Source organism: Corynebacterium sp. ACRPH (assembly GCF_022347285.1).
Lineage (GTDB): Bacteria > Actinomycetota > Actinomycetes > Mycobacteriales > Mycobacteriaceae > Corynebacterium.
Map to the genome: position 1 here is coordinate 81,228 of NZ_JAKRND010000005.1, position 18,048 is coordinate 99,275.

At 61.2% G+C, this 18,048-nt stretch carries 18 protein-coding genes; 8 read left to right on the top strand and 10 right to left on the bottom strand.

The window, feature by feature from the left end:
* The 3 genes from mshB to typA all read right to left on the bottom strand — a co-directional run bounded on the left by mshB (position 1) and on the right by typA (position 4,754).
* Positions 1–1,005 carry an N-acetyl-1-D-myo-inositol-2-amino-2-deoxy-alpha-D-glucopyranoside deacetylase gene (gene mshB, locus MHX66_RS03895; protein WP_239200155.1) on the bottom strand — a complete coding sequence of 335 codons (1,005 nt, stop codon included), beginning with the start codon at positions 1,003–1,005 and terminating at the stop codon, positions 1–3.
* A 3-nt stretch (positions 1,006–1,008) separates the two neighbouring features.
* The gene (locus tag MHX66_RS03900) at positions 1,009–2,754 is read right to left on the bottom strand and encodes an ABC transporter family substrate-binding protein (RefSeq protein ID WP_239200158.1); all 1,746 of its coding nucleotides are present in this window, start codon (positions 2,752–2,754) and stop codon (positions 1,009–1,011) included.
* Between the two features lie 83 nt (positions 2,755–2,837).
* Positions 2,838–4,754: a translational GTPase TypA gene (gene typA / locus MHX66_RS03905; RefSeq protein WP_239200161.1), complete on the bottom strand. Its 1,917-nt coding sequence runs from the start codon at positions 4,752–4,754 to the stop codon at positions 2,838–2,840.
* A 299-nt stretch (positions 4,755–5,053) separates the two neighbouring features.
* On the opposite strand from typA, the gene MHX66_RS03910 reads away from it, so the two are divergent.
* The 3 genes from MHX66_RS03910 to MHX66_RS03920 all read left to right on the top strand — a co-directional run bounded on the left by MHX66_RS03910 (position 5,054) and on the right by MHX66_RS03920 (position 7,650).
* Positions 5,054–5,740, top strand: coding sequence for a hypothetical protein (locus tag MHX66_RS03910; RefSeq protein WP_035005571.1), 687 nt, complete (start codon positions 5,054–5,056; stop codon positions 5,738–5,740).
* Positions 5,741–5,892: 152 nt separating this feature from the next.
* Complete coding sequence (locus tag MHX66_RS03915; RefSeq protein WP_239200164.1) at positions 5,893–6,513, top strand: DUF402 domain-containing protein; 621 nt, start codon at positions 5,893–5,895, stop codon at positions 6,511–6,513.
* Positions 6,514–6,795: 282 nt separating this feature from the next.
* On the top strand, positions 6,796–7,650 hold the full coding sequence (locus MHX66_RS03920) for a DUF3800 domain-containing protein (protein ID WP_239200167.1): 855 nt from the start codon (positions 6,796–6,798) through the stop codon (positions 7,648–7,650).
* A gap of 85 nt (positions 7,651–7,735) precedes the next feature.
* On the opposite strand, the gene MHX66_RS03925 is transcribed toward MHX66_RS03920, so the two are convergent.
* The 4 genes from MHX66_RS03925 to MHX66_RS03940 form a co-directional block, all read right to left on the bottom strand.
* On the bottom strand, positions 7,736–8,023 hold the full coding sequence (locus tag MHX66_RS03925; protein ID WP_239200170.1) for a hypothetical protein: 288 nt from the start codon (positions 8,021–8,023) through the stop codon (positions 7,736–7,738).
* Positions 8,024–8,121: 98 nt separating this feature from the next.
* Positions 8,122–8,412: a hypothetical protein gene (locus MHX66_RS03930; protein ID WP_239200173.1), complete on the bottom strand. Its 291-nt coding sequence runs from the start codon at positions 8,410–8,412 to the stop codon at positions 8,122–8,124.
* A gap of 95 nt (positions 8,413–8,507) precedes the next feature.
* The gene (locus MHX66_RS03935; protein WP_239200176.1) at positions 8,508–8,807 is read right to left on the bottom strand and encodes a hypothetical protein; all 300 of its coding nucleotides are present in this window, start codon (positions 8,805–8,807) and stop codon (positions 8,508–8,510) included.
* 84 nt (positions 8,808–8,891) lie between these two features.
* Positions 8,892–10,061, bottom strand: coding sequence for an acyl-CoA dehydrogenase family protein (locus MHX66_RS03940; RefSeq protein WP_034985701.1), 1,170 nt, complete (start codon positions 10,059–10,061; stop codon positions 8,892–8,894).
* Positions 10,062–10,283: 222 nt separating this feature from the next.
* Here MHX66_RS03940 and MHX66_RS03945 point away from each other — a divergent pair, with 222 nt between their 5' ends.
* The 5 genes from MHX66_RS03945 (at position 10,284) to MHX66_RS03965 (ending at position 15,535) form a co-directional block, all read left to right on the top strand.
* Positions 10,284–10,988 carry a DUF4232 domain-containing protein gene (locus tag MHX66_RS03945; protein WP_239200179.1) on the top strand — a complete coding sequence of 235 codons (705 nt, stop codon included), beginning with the start codon at positions 10,284–10,286 and terminating at the stop codon, positions 10,986–10,988.
* A 26-nt stretch (positions 10,989–11,014) separates the two neighbouring features.
* The gene (locus MHX66_RS03950) at positions 11,015–12,829 is read left to right on the top strand and encodes a hypothetical protein (RefSeq protein WP_239200182.1); all 1,815 of its coding nucleotides are present in this window, start codon (positions 11,015–11,017) and stop codon (positions 12,827–12,829) included.
* Positions 12,830–12,917: 88 nt separating this feature from the next.
* Positions 12,918–13,625: an SDR family oxidoreductase gene (locus MHX66_RS03955; protein WP_239200185.1), complete on the top strand. Its 708-nt coding sequence runs from the start codon at positions 12,918–12,920 to the stop codon at positions 13,623–13,625.
* A 15-nt stretch (positions 13,626–13,640) separates the two neighbouring features.
* Positions 13,641–14,591, top strand: a complete 951-nt coding sequence (locus MHX66_RS03960; RefSeq protein WP_239200188.1) for a DUF808 domain-containing protein — start codon at positions 13,641–13,643, stop codon at positions 14,589–14,591.
* A 65-nt stretch (positions 14,592–14,656) separates the two neighbouring features.
* Positions 14,657–15,535, top strand: coding sequence for a patatin family protein (locus MHX66_RS03965; RefSeq protein WP_239200191.1), 879 nt, complete (start codon positions 14,657–14,659; stop codon positions 15,533–15,535).
* Here MHX66_RS03965 and MHX66_RS03970 read toward each other — a convergent pair.
* From MHX66_RS03970 to MHX66_RS03980, 3 genes are all read right to left on the bottom strand, one after another.
* Positions 15,528–16,184, bottom strand: a complete 657-nt coding sequence (locus MHX66_RS03970; RefSeq protein WP_035005559.1) for a hypothetical protein — start codon at positions 16,182–16,184, stop codon at positions 15,528–15,530. The genes MHX66_RS03965 and MHX66_RS03970 overlap by 8 nt on opposite strands.
* Positions 16,185–16,284: 100 nt before the next feature.
* Positions 16,285–17,478: an MFS transporter gene (locus MHX66_RS03975; RefSeq protein WP_239200194.1), complete on the bottom strand. Its 1,194-nt coding sequence runs from the start codon at positions 17,476–17,478 to the stop codon at positions 16,285–16,287.
* A 44-nt stretch (positions 17,479–17,522) separates the two neighbouring features.
* A complete protein-coding gene (locus MHX66_RS03980) occupies positions 17,523–18,026 on the bottom strand; it encodes a 2'-5' RNA ligase family protein (RefSeq protein WP_239200197.1) in 504 nt (167 codons plus the stop codon).
* Positions 18,027–18,048: the final 22 nt, after the last annotated feature.

An 18,048-nucleotide genomic window follows, 5' to 3' on the forward strand; every position in this document is an offset into this window, starting at 1 on the left:
TCAGGCCAGCTGCTCTCCCAGCGCGCGGGCGAAGAAATCCTCGGGCACGCCGGGGGCCGTCCAGCCCAGGCGATAGCTTTCGCTGTCCAGCAGCGGCTGCGTGATGAGGTTCGACAGGCAGAACAGGGTGGTGGCCGTGGGTGCCGGCGGGTTAGAGTCCCGCACCTGATCGTTGACGTCCGAGGCCGTGCCATCAGCCACCCAAATCTGGGTGGCGTGAGCGCGCATGGCGGCCTGCTTGGCCGCCACATCCTCTGCGGTGCCATGAATCACCAGATCGACCTCCGCAGAGGGCACGGTGGCGATCTCCCCAGCGACAGGCAAGGTCCAGCTTACGGGCACGGCCGCCGGGTCCTCCTCGAGGCCCTGCATCCCCTCGGCGAACTTTTCTTCCTCCGTCACGCACCACAGCACCTGGCTGGGGGCAAAAACGTCTGCGCCGGAACCTTCCGCACCCGCGCTACTCAGCCGCCGTACGGCCTCGTGCACAATGCGATGCGCCTGCTTGTGGTCCGGATGTCCGTATCCACCGTCGGCGGAGTACGTCAGAATCACCTCCGGCCGGATACGCTGAATCTGTTCAATCAGCTGCTCAACCTGTCTATCCAGCAGGTTCTGCGGTGCCTCCGTCTCGCGCGCAAAAGCCCGCGGATGGCGGATGGATTCGCTGCCCTCCATGCCCGAATCCCGCCAGGCACCGCACCCGCCCAGAAGGTTCGGCCCGTGCTGCACACCCAGCGCACCGAGCGCCCTCTGCAGCTCGGCGATGCGGTAACCACCGAGCATTCCCGTGCCATGCTCGTACTGCTGGGCGTCCACAAGAGCTTGGTACTTCTCCCCGATCACCTCGCCCTCCTCGCCGAGGGTGCAGGTGACCACAGAAACGTCGTGGCCCAACCGCCGCGCCTTGGCCAGCGCCAGCCCCGTCCACAGGGTCTCGTCGTCCGGGTGCGCATGCACCGCCATTAAGGTGATTTTCTGTGTTTTGGCGGGGGTGCTGGTCACAGGTTAATCCTCCTTGAGGGCATTTTCTGCGGCGTTGCGTTTGTTTTCCTCGATGGGGCTCAGGGTCCACCGTGGCGCCGAGATCAGTACCGAGCTGCTGTTGTCCAGCGGCCAGTCTTCCAGCCCCGGGGTCGGGCCGTTGAGCCTGTCCGACGTCACCACGGTGAAACGGTCGGACAGGATCGGCAGCACCGTGGAGATCTCCGCGATCCGCTCGTCCAGCTTCTCGCGCTCGTCGTTCAGCTCAGCGCGGCCTTCGCTGAGTTTGTTCAAGCGTTCTTCCAAGTCACGGTCGCAGGTGCCGCTCAGGTTGCCGCCCTTGGGGATGTTGGGGTGTGACGCCCCTTCGTCCCCCCTGTCGCTACCCTCAGCCGGGTCCTTGGAATCTGCGTCGCCAGACGGCTTCGCGGAGCCTTCCTCTTCGGGAGCGGTGGTGCAACCGTACTGTCCCACATAGTCGAAGGTGGCCTGCGGGCTGCGTTGCCACGTCACCACGCCATCGACTTCTCCCTGCTCCACAGCCGAACCGAGAATCTCCCCCGCGTTGCCAGTGCGCACGGTGGCGGGAATTCCGGCGTGCAGCAGCTGGTCCACGACGGAGCGGGCGGCATCCACCGCCACCTGATCGTCAGTAACTGCGCCGACGACGATGCCGTCTGGGCGCTGGTCGGACTGCAGGTCACGCGGCATCTCCGCGGCGGTCTTCGGGGCGACGTTCCAGCGCGGGGCCTCTACCTCCGGATCCTGGGAGACGATCCGCGCAATTCTCTCCGCGTTGATCGCCCCCAGCACCCGGCGGCGGGTTTCCTGGTCAGAGAAGATCGGGCTGGCCTGGTTGAGTTGCAGGTTCAGCTGCACTCCCCGAGCGGTGTTGCGCATCTGCGTGTAGGGCAGCTGGTTAAGGGCCAGGTCGGTGGTGGCCGAACGGTGCGTCATGTACATCTGGATCTGCTCAGTGCGCATCATCTGCGCACCTGTGGATTCGTTCGGCACGGCGGTGAAGCGGATGATGTCCGTCTTGGCCGCCTTCGTACCCCAGTAACGGTCGTTGCGCTGCAGTTCCAGCAGGCCGCGCCCCTCGTCCACGGACTTCACGGAGTACTGCCCCGCAGAAGCGACGGAGCCGCCGTCCATCATCGTGCTGAACCTGCGCCCCTCCGCCCGGTAAATGTGGCTGGGCAAAAGGTGCGTGAACAGTCGCTTCCAGGAACTCAGAGGCTTATCGAAGGTGACCTTGAAGCTCTTTTCCTTCTTCTCCGGCTCGATGGAGGTGATGTGGCGGTACAGCCCCTTCGCCTCCGCGAGGGGCTCGTCCACAATCGCTTTATGCAGGTATTGGAAGTCGGAGATAGTGATGGGCGTGCCATCGGACCACTGCGCCTCCGGCCGGAGGGTATAGACCACTTCCGTCGGGTGCTCCTGGTCGTTCGGTTTGACCTCGCTGATCAGATCATCGTTGAGGTTCTCCCCCATCGAGCCATCTGTGTAGACACTCGGCAGAGTCAGGTCGGCAACCGCCGCCACTACCGGGTTCCGGTTGCCCACCAGGTGCGGGTTGAGGTTGCCGGTGAAGCGATCCACGCCCACCGTGATCTCCCGCAGACTCTCATCAACCGGCTGCGGCTGCTGAGTTTGGGTGGAGGCGGAAGGGTCTTCCACCGTCGGAGCCTCGCCCGGATTCGCCTGGCAGGCGGCCAGCGTTAAGACGAGTGTCGCCGACGTCAGGGCGGTCGAGGCGGTGGGCGTCACACCCCAAAAACCGCGACGGCGTGCGCCAGAGGAACGGCGCGCCGACGAGCTAGACAGTGGAAAGAGCGAGAACAAGGTCAACTTTAGGAGTTGTTATTGCGCTGCTTCTCGCGGGAACGGGCACGGGCGCGATCGGTAGCGTTCAGGGTCACCTTGCGCACGCGGATGACCTCCGGAGTTACCTCGACGCACTCGTCGAAGCCACAGAACTCCATGGCCTCTTCCAGGGTCAGGGTGCGGGCCTTGGCCAAGGTCACCGTCGCGTCCGCGGTTGCGGAACGCATGTTGGTCAGCTTCTTTTCCTTGGTGATGTTGATGTCCATGTCCTCGTCGCGGTTGTTCGCGCCGACGACCATGCCCTCGTAGGCCTCTGCGCCCGGCTCGACGAAGAAGGTTCCGCGGTCGGCCAGCTGGATCAACGCGTATGCCGTGATCTGGCCAGAGCGGTCGGCAACCAGAGAGCCCGAAGCGCGACCCTTAATCTCGCCCGCCCAGGGCTCGTAGCCTGCGGAGTAGCTGTTGGCAATACCGGTGCCACGGGTTTCGGTCATGAACACGGTGCGGAAGCCGATCAGACCACGGGCCGGAACGATGAACTTCATGCGAACCCAGCCGGTGCCGGTGTTGTCCATGGACTCCATGCGGCCCTTGCGGGCGGCCAGCAGCTGGGTGACGGCGCCGAGGTGCTCCTCCGGGACGTCGATGACCAGGTTTTCGTAGGGCTCGTAAACCGTACCGTCGATGGTGCGGGTAACCACCTGCGGCTTACCGACGGTCAGCTCGAAACCTTCACGTCGCATGGTTTCCACCAGAACGGAGAGAGCCATCTCGCCACGGCCCTGAACCTCCCAGGCATCCGGACGTTCGGTGGGCAGCACGCGCAGGGAGACGTTACCGATCAGCTCCTGATCCAGGCGAGCCTTGACCATACGGGCGGTCAGCTTGTCGCCGCCGCCACGGCCTGCCATCGGAGAGGTGTTCACGCCGATGGTCATGGAGATCGCGGGCTCGTCGACGGTAATGCGCGGCAGGGCAACCGGGTTCTCGGGATCAGCCAGGGTATCGCCAATCATGATGTCCTCGATGCCGGAGATAGCGGCGATGTCGCCGGCGATCATTTCCTCGGCCGGCACGCGGGTCACGCCCTCGGTGCGCAGTAGCTCGGCCACCTTGGCGGTCTTGACGTGCTCCTTACCGTCCTCGTCGTAGTGGATCCAGGCGACCTGCTGGCCCTTACGCAGTCGGCCGGCGTGGATGCGCACCAGGCCAATGCGACCCAGGAAGGAGGAGGAGTCCAGGTTGGTGACGTGCGCCTGCAGCGGGCCATCCACGTCTGCGGAAGGCTCCGGCAGAACGTCGTAGAGCACGTCGAACAGCGGCTGCAGGTCCTCGGAGTCCGGAACGTTACCGTTACCCGGGTTCTCGGTGGATGCCTTGCCCTCGCGGCCGGAGGTGTACAGCACAGGAAGGTCCAGCAGCTGCTCGGCGGCCTCTGCAGCCTCGTCGTCCTCCAGGGTGGAGGCCAGCTCCAGCAGCAGGTCCTGGGACTCTTCAACGACCTCATCGATGCGGGCGTCCGGGCGGTCGGTCTTGTTCACGCAGATGATCACCGGCATCTTGGCAGCCAGGGCCTTGCCCAGCACGAAACGGGTCTGCGGCAGTGGACCCTCAGAGGCGTCAACAAGAAGAACCACACCGTCCACCATGGACAGGGCGCGCTCGACCTCACCGCCGAAGTCGGCGTGGCCGGGCGTATCGATCACGTTAATGATCAGGTCGCTACCCTCTTTACCCAGACCCTTGCGGTGGATGGCAGTGTTCTTCGCCAGGATCGTGATGCCCTTTTCCCGTTCCAGGTCGCCAGAGTCCATCACGCGCTCTTCAACTTCGCCGTGCGAAGAGAAGGCGCCGGACTGGTGCAGCATGGCGTCGACGAGAGTGGTCTTGCCGTGATCGACGTGCGCGACGATGGCGACATTGCGGAATTCAGTCAAAGACACAGATCCGAACTTTCCTTTACTTGGGTGTTTAGAGTCTAGAGTTCAAGCTAGTTGTGCAGTGTAGGCACTTCAGGGGAACCTTTCACAGCCTACTCCTTTGGTCCTCCACAATAACGCATAGGGCGCGAAGAAGTTTTTCCCAAAACCTTGAGAAAAGCTTGCAGACAGGTGTTATTGTTTACAAAAGGTTCCCAGCGAACGTTACTAGCGTGACAAATGTGACAGATGTGACTAGTGTTGTTCCCATCTTCTGTTTAAACGCATTTGAGATGACTGAATAAAAACCCGAAAGGTTCACCGTGGCTTTCTCTCGACGCTTGACCCGTGCCGCCGCTGCACTGACCACTGCCTGCGCACTGGCAGTCCCGACCGTGGTGGCTCCTACTACCGCCGGCGCCCAGGTACAGGGCTCCATCGATCACCTGGGCCGCCCCGCGCCGCACGTCCTGGATCAGATCGAGGCTTTCGCCAACAATCCGCAGCTGCCGCCGAACGTGAAGGCTTCCCTGAAGAAGCTGGTCGGCTTCTTCCGTGGCGATGGCAAGCCGGGCGTTGACGTTCCGGAGAACGCCCCGGCGTTCACCCAGTTCGGTTGGCCGACCGTTTCCGGCCAGTGCATCGGCGGCAAGAACAAGGCTGTCGGCACCGCAATGGGCGTGCCCGGACCAGCAAAGCTTCCGCTGCCAGGCATCGGCGCTGGCGAGGTCAACTTCGTCTTCACCGCAATGGGCACCGGCACGGTAGCTAAGAAGCAGACCACCGCGATGAACGTCCACTGGATCAACATCAACACTGGCAAGATGGGCCGCACCCCGCTGGGCTACACCGGCATCAATCCGAAGGGTCCGGCCACCGTTAACGGTGTTGCCAAGACTGGCAAGGGCACCGTCATCGCCCTGCTCGAGGGTGGCGTAACCACTCACGAGAAGGAGTCCGGCAACTCCAACTGCAACTTCCTGCCGACCGCGGCACTGCTGCAGGTCTAGTAGCTTTCGCCTAGACACTCCAGAGCCTTCAAGCCCCCTCGGCCGCGCATATCTGCGCGGCCTTTTTCATATCCGCATTCACTACCTACACCTCGCTCTCCCCACACCCCCTCTGGACCCGCCCGCACTACTCACCGCAACCGCTCAGAACCATGGCCGATCTGCATAAAGTAAAGCAAGAAACCTTCGACCTCGCCCGCGCGATCAACATCGACCCGAAGGGCTTCGAGCGCGCCGTAGACGCCTACGAGCTCTCCCCCAACCAGCCCGCCACTGTGCAGTCTGGCACTGCCCACCCCAACCCAGTGCTTTACATGCGCCGCCCCACTCCCGGCCACCCGCGTTTTCACTACCTCGAATCCTGGCTAGTCCCCCACCTGGACATTCGCCTCAATAAGTTCCACTTCTTCGACGGTATCGAGCCCACGCAGGATCTCTATATAGACATAGCCTTTATCGAGATTGATGACGCCACCACCCCACCAACCTGGCGCACCCGCGACATTTACGTGGATGTGGTGACGCACCTCCCGGAGGCTCCCTCCCCAGAACAATCTCAGTCGAGCTCTAGCTACGTCCCGGGCACATCTTCAAAGACGAAAGTCCAGGTACTGGACCTGGACGAGTTGGGCGAAGCACTCCTGGCGGGTTACATCACCGCCGACGAAGCCCGCAGAGCGCTGGATTCCACGCAGCGACTGCTGGATGGGCTGCACGAGCACGGCAGCGTGGCCGATTGGCTGGCCACCCAGGGCGTGCGTTTGGGTTACTAGCGCCCTCGACAGCCATGCCATCAGCCCGAAATCGAACACCTTTACTCCTTCTGTCGGGTGCGGAGGACATAATCGTTATGTTCAGGCAACCCTGAAACTAAAGCTCTGCGAAGCTCTTACACAGCCCCGGACGAATGGCGATTTGAATACGCCATAACCCGCACTGCATATTGACCACAGATAGCTAGCCACACTAGACTCGGTAGAGGACGCACCTAGGTGCTCCACTTCCGAGGCTCGTGTGAACACCACACGGGCTTTCGTGCATATTAGGGGGAATCAATGCACATCGGATACTTCGACGAATTTGGGCACAACGGCGCATACGTCAATCGATACGATGCACGTTTTAAGACCCACCCAGTTTTCGGCATCGGTGGATTCATAATCCCCGCTCAGAATGTCCGACGACTCTCCGGCTCTTTCAAACACCTAAAAGAAACGGGGCTCAGAGAGGAAATAGAAGCCAAAGTTAGGGCTAAAGGCAAGAAGGTAGAGCATTGGGAGAAGAAGGGTGCAGCACTACTCACCACCCGCAACGCCCAGAAATACTCTGAACTGCGCCGCCTTATTAACCGACTTCTCAACATCCTCGACAAGCTAGACGCCCAAGTTGTCTTCTACGGACAGGAGAAACCTCGAGGAACAAACGAAGATACTGGAGAGTATGAAAAGGATCGGTACGACCATGCTATGAAACAGCTGATCCAGCGTATTGGCTGGAGCCTCCCAAGCGATGAGAATTACCTCCTGATTCTCGATAAACAGGGCCCCAGAGAGCGTGCAGAGATTTTCGCGTCTAGCGCTGCTTTCATGTTCACCAATGAGAGCGCGGAAAAGCTCCTCGAACCGCCTCTCGAGGTGGAAAGTCACCTCTATCAAACTGTGCAGTGCGCAGACTGGCTGTGCGCGCTTCTGGGAAGAATTGCTGCTTATAAGTACGACCCCGATTTTGATGGGTTCGAGTGGGCGGTGACATACTTCGGAAACCGCCTATCTCACATTTCCAGCAAGCACGCCAAGATCAGAGCCAATGGCGATGGCAAGGACATGTACTCCAACCATCTCGGAAGTAAGAGAAAGTGCTTTTCTCATACATCCACGCGGGGTGCAAAAGCCGTCCGGCATGGCGTTTAGTTCTCCTGGAACTCGAGCCAGGTATTACAACGACTCAGTTCAGATCACCGTCTGGTTGGGCGGACTACCGAACTGACAGGCCGTGTTACTGCACAGGCCGTTCTACATAATCAGGCCGGTATTTCTTTAGGTCTTCGCGTAGCACCTTGCCGAAGTAGCTTTCGGGGGAATACAGACTTAGTATCTTGTCGAGCATGTCATCCGCGATGACGACCTCCGTGCCAGCGCTTGTGAGTACTGCGTCGAAGAGAGCTGCTTCGAATTCTCCTCCCCATGCTGGACTGAATACTTCATCCATGTCTGCGGCAATGAACTGCTGTTCGTAGCGTTCGAGAAATTCTTCGTAGATTGCTAGAGCAGGGTTTTCGATCACTTTCGTCTTCCTTCGAATTCTCCGGCCATTAGAGTCACCGTTCTAGGACGCTTCCTCGATACAGCAATTCCCAATAGCATTACTGGCCACTCTTTTTCTTACGGCACAGGCCGTTCTACGTAATCAGGTCGGTATTTCTTTAGGTCTTCGCGTAGCACCTGTCCGAAAAAACTGTCTGGGCTGAAAAGGGAGAGGATCTTATCTAGCATGTCATCAGCGATTTTTACCTCTGAACGCACACTAGTGACTACAGCGTTAAAAAGAGTGGTTTCGAATTCGCCACCTAAAGAGGAGAAGAAAACCTCTTCCATGTCGGCAGCGAGAAACTGTTGTTCGTAGCGTTCGAGAAACTCTTCGTAAATCTCTAAAATTGGGTCGACCACAGCCATAGCCTATCTCCGAATTCTCCGACTATTTGAGACCCCGTTCTCGGAAGCTTCCTCGATACAGCAATCCCCAATAGCATTACTGGCTACTTATCTTCTTACTGCATAGGTCGTTCTACGTAGTCAGGGCGGCATTCCTGCAGATGCTCGCGCAGGATCTCACCGTTTTCGCTCTGTGGGGAGAATAGAGAAAGAATCTTGTCCAGCATGTCAGGTGCGATAACCACCTCGGTGCCGTCGTTGAATAACACCGCATCCATCAACGCATACTCACATTCGCCGCCTAGATCTGCATCGAAAGCATCATCTAAGCCTGCTGCGTAATACTGCTGTTCGTAGCGCTCGAGGAATTCTTCGTAGATGTCCCGAGCAGGATCTTCAAATACCCCAAATTCCATCGTCTATCTCCAATCCTGCTCGGACCCTTTGTCGCTGCAGCTACATTGCGGGAGCCCTCCCCCCTGGGAACGGGCTGCGGCCCGCTACGCCAGGATCTGGCGCCCCATCACCATACGGCAGATCTGGTTGGTGCCCTCGTAGATCTGGGTGATCTTAGCATCGCGCATCATGCGCTCCAGCGGGAAGTCGCGGGTGAAGCCGTAGCCACCGAGCAGCTGGACGGCGTCCACCGTGACCTCCATGGCGATGTCAGAGGCGAAGGCCTTGGAGCCTGCAGCCATCAGGCCCAGCTTGGCACCATCCTCAGCCACGCCACGCTCCGCATTGGAGGCCGCAGTGTAGATCATCAGGCGGGCTGCGTCGATCTTCATCTTCATATCGGCCAGCATGAACTGGGTGTTCTGGAAGTCGGCGATAGCCTTGCCGAACTGCTTGCGCTCCTTCACATACGCAACGGCCTGGTCGAACGCACCCTGAGCGATGCCCAGAGCTTGCGCGCCAATGGTCGGACGGGTGTGATCCAGGGTCTGCAGAGCAGTCTTGAAGCCGGTGCCTTCCTCGCCGATCATGCGGGAAGCCGGAACGCGGCAGTCCTCGAACAAAAGCTCAGCCGTCGGGGAACCCTTGATGCCCAGCTTGTGCTCGTAACCGGAAACACTGAAGCCCGGGTCATCCTTGTTCACCATGAACGCAGAGATGCCGCGCGCGCCGGCCTCCGGATCGGTCACGGCCATCACGGTGTACCAGGTGGACTTACCACCGTTAGTGATGAAGCACTTGGAGCCGTTAATAACCCACTCGTCGCCGTCACGGACAGCGCGGGTCTTCATCGCGCCGGCGTCAGAACCAGCCTCGCGCTCCGTGAGCGCGTAGGAAGCCATCGCACCGTTAGCAATATCCGGCAGGACTTCCTTCTTCAGTTCCTCGGAGCCCTGCAGAATCAGGCCCATGGTGCCCAGCTTGTTCACGGCCGGGATGAGGGAGGAAGAACCACAAACGCGGGCAACCTCCTCGATGACGATGACCGCTGCGAGGGAGTCGCCGCCCTGGCCGCCGTACTCCTCCGGAACGTGGATCGCGTTGAAGCCTGCGGCGTTCAGGGCCTCCAGGGCCTCCTGTGGGAAGCGCTCTTCTTCGTCAACGTCCTTGGCGTGGGGTGCGATCTGCTGCTCGGCCAGGTCGCGGATGGCCTCGCGCAGTGCGAGGTACTCGTCGGGCAGACGGAATGGTTCGAAATCAGGGTTGAAGCCCATGGTTAATTCTTCGCCTCTCTAGCAGTGAAGTTGAGAACGTTCTTTCCCACCGAGTGTAATGCGCTCCGGCGGTTCGGTGATTTGAAAGCGATATTTACATAAGAAACTTACCTTCAGTGCTCCCCCTCGCCGGATACGGCTCCATCACTTTCCGCTCACCATTCGGTAACAAAACGCCAATCTCATTGGCCACATACTTACCTTGTGTTTACAGTGATAACTATGAAGAGCCTACGCCGTCACCCGGTCACCTCCCGATCCCGCGCTCCTCGCTCCGCCCTGGCCGCGGGCGCAGCCGCACTGCTACTCGCCGGTGGTTCGCTCACCTTGACCGCCTGCGAAGACGAGGACACCACCCCCTCCAACGCAGCGTCTACCCAGGAATCTGCAGACGAGAGCTCTGCCCAATCTCTTACCGATCGCAGCACAGCCAGCACCGGCGCGGCCAACAGTAAGGCCGAAGACGGCTCCGTAGGCAAGAACGGCATGTGCGCCACCAACGATCTAGAGATCACCACCGCAGACTCGCAGGGGGCAGCCGGTTCCACGCTGGTCAACGTAGTTTTTAAGAACACCTCCTCCAAGCCGTGCTCGATGCGCGGTTTCCCGGGCGTTTCCATGGTCGCGAACCACAACGGCACTCAACTGGGCAAGCCCGCTCAGAGGGAAAAGGAAGTGCCCAGCAAGGATGTAAACCTCGACCCCGGCGCATCCGCTACTGCGGCCGTGAAAATCACCCAGGTCGGCGCCCTGGACCCGCAGGAGTGCAAGCCCCAGGATGCTGATGGGCTTCGCGTCTACCCACCGGAGCAGACCAAGGCCGCCTACGTGCCGGTAAAGAACCTGGAGGGGTGCTCCGGGGAGGTCGAGTACTTGTCGGTGCAGCCCGTCAGCACAGGAAACCAAAGCGGCCAAGCCGGCGAGTAGCGCCGCCCCGCCCACACCATTTCACCGTGCCTTCACCACACAGCTCTTCCCGCACCGCACCCCGCGGGTTCACCGCCTGGCTGGGTGCGGTGGCTTTGCTCTCCCTCATTGTCCGCGGCTTCCAGCTCAGCCAGCGCACGTTCTACTGGGATGATTTCCTTATCCCCGCCACCTTCAGCGGCGGTTCCCTCGGCGACTATTTCGCCAGCTACGACGGGCACCTCATGCCGGCTTCCGCACTCGTGCAAGTGCTGGCACATCGCATAGCTCCGCTCAATTGGTGGCTCCCCACCACTGTGCTGATGCTGCTCAGCGCCCTCGCCGCCGCACTCTGGGCGAAGGTATGCGTGCAACTCACCGGCCGCAGCCTCGCCACCCTGGGGCTTTACACCGCGCTAATTTTCAGCCCTTTCCTCATGGACGCCGCCGGTTGGTGGTCCGCAGGCATCAACGCCTTGGCCTGGCAGATCGGCATGGCGGGATTCATGGTGTGCCTGCTGTCTTCTCCCAAAGCCCCCAAGGCGCTTCTCCGCTACTCCGTGTTCGCCACCGGGTTTCTGCTCATAGCCCTGCTGTTCACGGAGAAAGCCCTCACGATCGTCCCGGCCGCCCTCGCCCTCGCTGTGCTTGTGGGCATGGCCCGGCGCGACATCGCCCGCTTCTTTTCAGCTCCCGGCGCGCTTTTTGTCGTCTGGTCGCTGCTCTTCCTCACCCTCTCGCCGCTGCCGCGCGAGGAGTCGAATAGCCAGTCGCTGTGGTCTGCCCTGCCCAACAGCCTGTTCACCACCGTGATACCCGGCGCGCTCGGTGGCCCGTTGTCGTGGGATCGCTGGTCACCCTCCAGCACTTTCGCCACCGCTCCGACGTGGTGGAGCATCGCCAGCATTGCCCTGCTGCTCGTCCTGGTCGCTTTGTGGCTGCGTCGCGATACTCGACACCGTCTTCTCGGCCTGCTTCTGGTTCTCGGCTACCTGGCCGCCATCTACATGTTGCTGGGCCGCGCTCGCAACAGCACCGGCACTTCCGGGCTGCTGCTCTCCTCTATGCACTACTTCGCGGACTGGTTCACTTTCGCCGTACTGGTTGTGGGTTGTTGCGCCCTTTCTTATGGACGCCCCTACCTCGCCAACCGCCCCGCCCCCAGCTTCGCGGCCGCGCGCTCCCGCTGGGTTGGGGTGGGCGCGATTCTCAGTGCGGTAGCCATCAGCGTTACCTCCACCTACACCTGGGTTGGCGCGTGGAGCAATGACCGGACCGCCGATTACCTGTCCAACCTGCGCGCCTCCACGAAGTTGGATGGCTCGGGGGAACCTCCGCAACTGTTGGATCAGCCGGTTCCATTGGACATCCTCACACCGGTGGTCCACCCCTATGACCGGGTCTCCACTCTGACGGGCCAGCCGGCGGTCACGCAGGTAGACGAGCCGCCACGGATCATCGACGAGTCGGGGAAGATTGTGGATGCGGAGGTGGTGGCGTCCGCAACAAGCACCGCAGGTAAAGAACCCGAGTGCGGGGTGCGCATCGCCGCAGGGCGCTCCCAGGCCATCCTGCTGGATAACGCTCTGCCGTTCGGGGATTGGACGTGGCAGCTGAACGCGACGGCCAGCACGGATATGACGCTGACCATCACCACGCCCAACGGGCTGGAGGATGCCAAGGAGACCAAGAGTCGTGCCGTGGATGTGCACGTTGGTACGGAGCTAAAGCCCCGCTGGGTGCGGGTTTCCGGGGGCGGCGGAATCCTTTTGGTGCGTGCAGAGGCGGATTCTGGTGCATCTGACGAATCCGTATGCATCGGGGCGGGCGGCATCGGCCCGCTCGTGGCGAAGGCGGACTAAAGCTGGGATAGATGGAATAGTGCGACTTTCCGTACCGTTGAGGGTGGTTAGGAACGAACCAAGCCCACCTCAAGGAGGCATTGAAGCTATGTCGACCCAGAATGCACAGAACATCATGATCCTCGGAGGCCACGGCAAGGTGGCGCTGCTGGCGGCTCCGAAGCTCGTAGAGGCCGGCCACACCGTCACTTCCGTGATTCGCAACCCCGATCACGTGGAGGATGTGGAGGCCACCGGCGCGAAGGCCGTGGTGCAGGACATCGAGCAGCTGGATGTGGCCGGCTTCGAGAAACTTTTCGCCGATCAGGACGTGATCATCTGGTCCGCGGGCGTGGGCGGTGGCGACGATGCGCGCACCCTCCGTGTGGACCGCGATGCGGCGATCCGCTCCATCGACGGTGCCGGAACCAAGCGCTTTGTCATGGTCAGCTACTTCAATTCCCGCGCCGATCACGGCGTGCCGGAAGACCACTCGATGTTCACCTACTGCGAGGCCAAGGCCGCCGCGGACGACCACCTGCGTGCTTCTTCGACCCAGTGGACGATCGTCGGCCCGTCCGCGCTGACGATGGACGAGCCGACCGCTAAGATCGAAACACGCTCCCCGAAGGCTGATGGCACCGCCAACGGCGACGACGCACTGCAGGCCAGCCAGGTCTCCCGCGCCGACGTGGCCGCCGTCATCGCCGAGGTTGTGGATCGCCCGAACCTGGTCGGCCACTTCATCGAGTTCAACAAGGGCGATACCCCCATCACCGAGGCGCTCGACGCACACGCCGGGAACCGCTCGGTCTAAGAGAAAGAGAATTCCATGGCAGCTGGCCTTGCGGCACTACTAGACGACATTGCACTTATCGCCAAGAAGGCCGCGGCCACGACGGATGACGTCGCTGCCATCGCCGGACGTACCTCGACCAAGGCGGCTGGGGTTGTTATTGATGACGCCGCCGTCACCCCGAAGTTCGTCGCTGGGGTATCCCCCGCGCGCGAGCTGCCGATCATTTGGAAGATCACCAAGGGCAGCCTCGTCAACAAACTGATCATTATCCTGCCGATCATTCTGCTGCTGAGTTGGCTGCTGCCCGGCGCACTGACTCCCCTGCTGATGCTCGGTGGCTTCTACCTTTCCTACGAGGGCGCCGAGAAGGTCCTAGAGAAGGTCGGCCTTGGTGGTCACGGCGAGGGTGAGGCCGGAGAGGATGAGGCCGGAGAGCGCGATGAGGAGAAAGACCAGTCCGAGAGCGCACTGGTGCGCGGGGCGATCTTCACCGACCTGATCCTTTCGGCGGAAATCATGGTGATCTCCCTGAACGAGGTTGCCGACCAGCCGCTTTTAACCCGCGCCCTGGTGCTGATCCTGGTCGGCCTGATGGTCACTTTCGCGGTCTACGGCGTGGTGGGCGTGCTGATCAAGATCGACGACATTGGCCTGGCTATCGCCCACAAGCAGGGAGCCAGCGAGGGGATGAAGAAGTTCGGCCTGTTCCTGGTAAAGGGCATGCCGAAGCTGCTGACCGCCATCGGCATCATCGGCACCCTGGCCATGCTGTGGGTCGGTGGACATATCCTGCTGGTTGGCTTCGACGAGTTGGGACTGCACTGGCCGTACCAGACTGTTCACCACCTGGTGGAGAACTTCGAGCACCTCGGGGGCGCGGTAACCTGGCTGGTGGAGACCGGTTTCAGCTTGCTGTTCGGCCTGCTTGTCGGCGCACTCATCGCCGTTATCGTCGGTGGTGTAAAGAAACTGCGTGCCCGCTAGGCGCTGCAGGTGCGCTACAAATGAACATAGGACAGACCCGCTAGAACTCTAAGGAGGCTCACCTCTTGTCTGCGAAGGACGTAGCCCTCGTGCTAGAGGGCGGTGGCATGCGCAACAGCTACACCGCCGCCTGCATCGACCAGCTGCTGGAGCACAATATCGAGTTCGGCTGGGTCGGCGGCATCAGCGCCGGTGCTTCCCACACCGTGAACTTCCTCTCTGGCGACAGGAAGCGCGCCCGCGAGTCCTTCGTGGAATTCGGTGGTCACCCGAAAACCGGCGGCTTCAAATCCCTGCTCCGGGGCACCGGCTACTTCAACGCCGAGTACATCTACGAGACCGCTGGTGCGCCCGGCAACGATCTGCCCTTCGACTGGGAAACTTTCCAGCGCTCGAACTCCCAGATATGCATCGGCGCGACCCGTGCGGACAACGGCGAGTCCGTCTATTGGCGCCGTGAGGACATCAATGATCTTCCGGACCTCATGCGCAAGGTCCGCGCCAGCTCCACCCTGCCGGGCATCATGCCCGTACCAACCATCGACGGGGTGGACTATGTCGATGGCGCCCTCGGAGATTCCGGTGGCCTGCTGATCGATGCCGCCATCGAGGATGGCTTTGAGAAGTTCCTCGTGCTGCGCACCAAGCCCAAGGGATACGTCCGCCCCGCACTGCGCAGTCCGCAGCTTGTTAAGACGCTACTGCGCTCACGCCCCGCTGTAGCTCAGGCAATGATCGACCGGCCACCGAAGTACAATCTGGCCTCTGACAAGATTGCGGAACTAGAGGCCAAGGGCCAGGCATTGGTCTTCTACCCGGAGAAGATGCACGTCAGCAATACCGAGCGTCGGATGGATCGCCTGGAGCAATCCTGGAACGACGGGTTGGAGCAGACCAAGCGCGAATGGGACACGTGGATGGAGTTTCTGGGCGAGTCTAAATGATGCTCAGCAGCCCCAGCACGATGAGCATCGCCGCCACCACGTAGCCCGCCAGCGCCACCATCTGTTCCTTCCTATGGCGCAGCCCATCGATGAACCGGGCCAGCCCGCTTTCCGGCTTACGCAGAACAAAACCCAACGCCAGGCCAGACAGTGCCGGCAGACTCAGCGCAAGCGTAGCGTAGAGGAATACCGCAAGGTACTTCGCCGCAGAGCTGATCCCCACGGTGCTCAAGTACGCCAGGCCGGCGAAGAAAGGCGCGGACGTCGCCGACTGGACGATTCCCAGGGCCATTCCCGAGAAGAAGGTTCCCCACGACGCTTGGCGGAGGGGGCGGGCCAGGCGATTGATCATGGGGGTGGGATCGCCGCCTCGTAGCGTCAAGAAGGCACTTAGAAGACCCACCGCGATGAGGACCAGGCCAAAGATCGGCGAGGCCAAGGCCGTCTGCACGGCATCCGAAATCCCGTTGAACAGCAGCAATACGGCCAGCGACAGCAGGAACACTCCGAACCAGTCCCCCGCCACCAGCACTGCGGCGATGGGCGCGTAGCGGCGCGGCTTCGGATGCATCACCGCGACAGCGAAAAGCACACCGATGAGCAGCACGTTGACGGAATCGGCCAACGCGAAGCTCACGGCGTGCAGCATACGGTGAATCCTTTCGGTGGCACCCGCAAGAACCTGAACGATCTACCTGAACGAACTAAGGTCAGGGCGCGGGAAGGAGGGGATGGAACTCTAGCGAACTCTAGCTAACCTTCCGGCCGTGAACAAGGAAGTACACGGCGGCGCTGACGACGACCAACCCAGCCAACATCATGTACATCGCCTGGTAGCTGGTGGCCGAAACGATCATGCCCAGCAGGATCGGGCCGAAGCCCACGCCGACGTCCAGTAGCAGGAAGAGCGTGGAGATGCCCGCGCCCATCTGGTGTGGCTCAACCGCCTTGACGGAGATCGCCTGTGCGGCTGGCATCAGCGAACCATAGCCCAACCCCGTCAGCGCACCGGCCAAAACCACCATCCAGTCCTGGGTGGAGAACGCGAGGACAACCAGAGCGATGGCGAAGGTAACCAAGCCCAGATAGATGACGATGTTGTCGCCCTTCTGGTCCTGAATCTTGCCCAGCACGAAGCGCATCACGAGGGTCACCAGCGCATAGGCCAGGAAGAAGTATTTGGCACCGGTGACCAGGTCGTTGTCCTCGGAGTAGCTGTTCAGGTAGGTGATCACACCTGCGTAGCACACACCGACCAGCAGCATAAAGAAGCCGATGGGGGCGACATTCGGGTGCACGATGGCCGACAGGTTAAAGGCCGGCCGATGGTGGTGCGCATCCGAGCCCTTGTGCTCTGGGGAACGCACCAGCAAAGACAGCAGTAAGGCCACGATGGACATGCCAATAACGACCTGGAACATGGTGGCGTAGCCGACGGACCCCACCAGCCATAGGCCCAGCGCCGGGCCGATCGCCGTGGCCAGCGTGGTTCCCAGGGCGAAGTAGCCGGTTCCCTCCGCGCGGCGTGCATTGGGGATCACGGACTGGGCGACGGCCATCACGGCGGTACTGGCGAAGGCATAACCGATGCCGTGGATAATTCGCACGGCGATCAGCAGCCCCAGAGAGTTGGCGGGGATGTAGAAGGCACAGGTCACGATGACCAACACCAGCGCGGTGAATAGCACTCGCCGCCGCCCCACCGCGTCCACCAGGAATCCCGAGAATACGCGAGCCCCCGTCGCGCCGATAACGAAGGCACTGGAGGCCAGGCCTGCGCTCGCGTTATTGGCCGCAAACTCCTTGACCGCGTAGCCCGCCATGGTCGTCACGAGGACGTAGAAGATCATGAACTGGGCGAAGTTAACTAACCATGCAAAGACAAAAGCCGGTGTTACAACCGGCTCTTTCGTTGGTGCGGACGTTAGGAACACCTTCTTCATTTAATTGTTTTTATGTTTTATACCGCGGAGCACGTTACCAGGCGTCAGGCCAGCACCACGCGCTCCCCCACGCTTGGCCTCCAATACGCCGCCTCAGCTGCGGTGATGGACTTTAACTCCCGCGGTGTGATCTGAGAAAGGGCGTCAATATAAGAAGGAACAATATCCCGCGGCAACCTTAAACCGACCGTGAGGTGCGGCACCCAGCGCGGGCCGCGACCATCCGGGTTGAGCGCGCTGAGCTCGCGGGCGGCGTTTTCCAGCTCGTCCGTGGCTTCGAGCAGCCACGCCACGGTCTGCTTCTTGCCTGTGCCGAAGACGACCACGCCCCGGCGGCTGAGCTCCGAGGGCACGGCGGAAGGCAGGATCTCGCGGGCGCGCTCCACGACGTGCGGGGCCATATTCGGAGAGAACGTGACCGTGATGTGCGGAGTCTGCCGCTGGGCCGGGAACCCGCGGGTGGCGAGCTCGTCGAAGATGCCGCGGACGGTGGCGGCCTGCTCGTCGGGCAGGTTCAGCAGGATGTTCTCAGGGGAATTGACGGACATTGCTCCCTATCCTAGCTGGCTG

Coding starts and splice junctions, on each gene's coding strand:
- MHX66_RS03960 (WP_239200188.1), top strand. CDS start 13,641: ATGGCAGCTGGCCTTGCGGCACTACTAGACGACATTGCACTTATCGCC.
- MHX66_RS03920 (WP_239200167.1), top strand. CDS start 6,796: ATGCACATCGGATACTTCGACGAATTTGGGCACAACGGCGCATACGTC.
- MHX66_RS03930 (WP_239200173.1), bottom strand. CDS start 8,412: ATGGCTGTGGTCGACCCAATTTTAGAGATTTACGAAGAGTTTCTCGAA.
- MHX66_RS03980 (WP_239200197.1), bottom strand. CDS start 18,026: ATGTCCGTCAATTCCCCTGAGAACATCCTGCTGAACCTGCCCGACGAG.
- MHX66_RS03955 (WP_239200185.1), top strand. CDS start 12,918: ATGTCGACCCAGAATGCACAGAACATCATGATCCTCGGAGGCCACGGC.
- MHX66_RS03945 (WP_239200179.1), top strand. CDS start 10,284: ATGAAGAGCCTACGCCGTCACCCGGTCACCTCCCGATCCCGCGCTCCT.
- MHX66_RS03975 (WP_239200194.1), bottom strand. CDS start 17,478: ATGAAGAAGGTGTTCCTAACGTCCGCACCAACGAAAGAGCCGGTTGTA.
- MHX66_RS03915 (WP_239200164.1), top strand. CDS start 5,893: ATGGCCGATCTGCATAAAGTAAAGCAAGAAACCTTCGACCTCGCCCGC.
- MHX66_RS03935 (WP_239200176.1), bottom strand. CDS start 8,807: ATGGAATTTGGGGTATTTGAAGATCCTGCTCGGGACATCTACGAAGAA.
- MHX66_RS03970 (WP_035005559.1), bottom strand. CDS start 16,184: ATGCTGCACGCCGTGAGCTTCGCGTTGGCCGATTCCGTCAACGTGCTG.
- MHX66_RS03940 (WP_034985701.1), bottom strand. CDS start 10,061: ATGGGCTTCAACCCTGATTTCGAACCATTCCGTCTGCCCGACGAGTAC.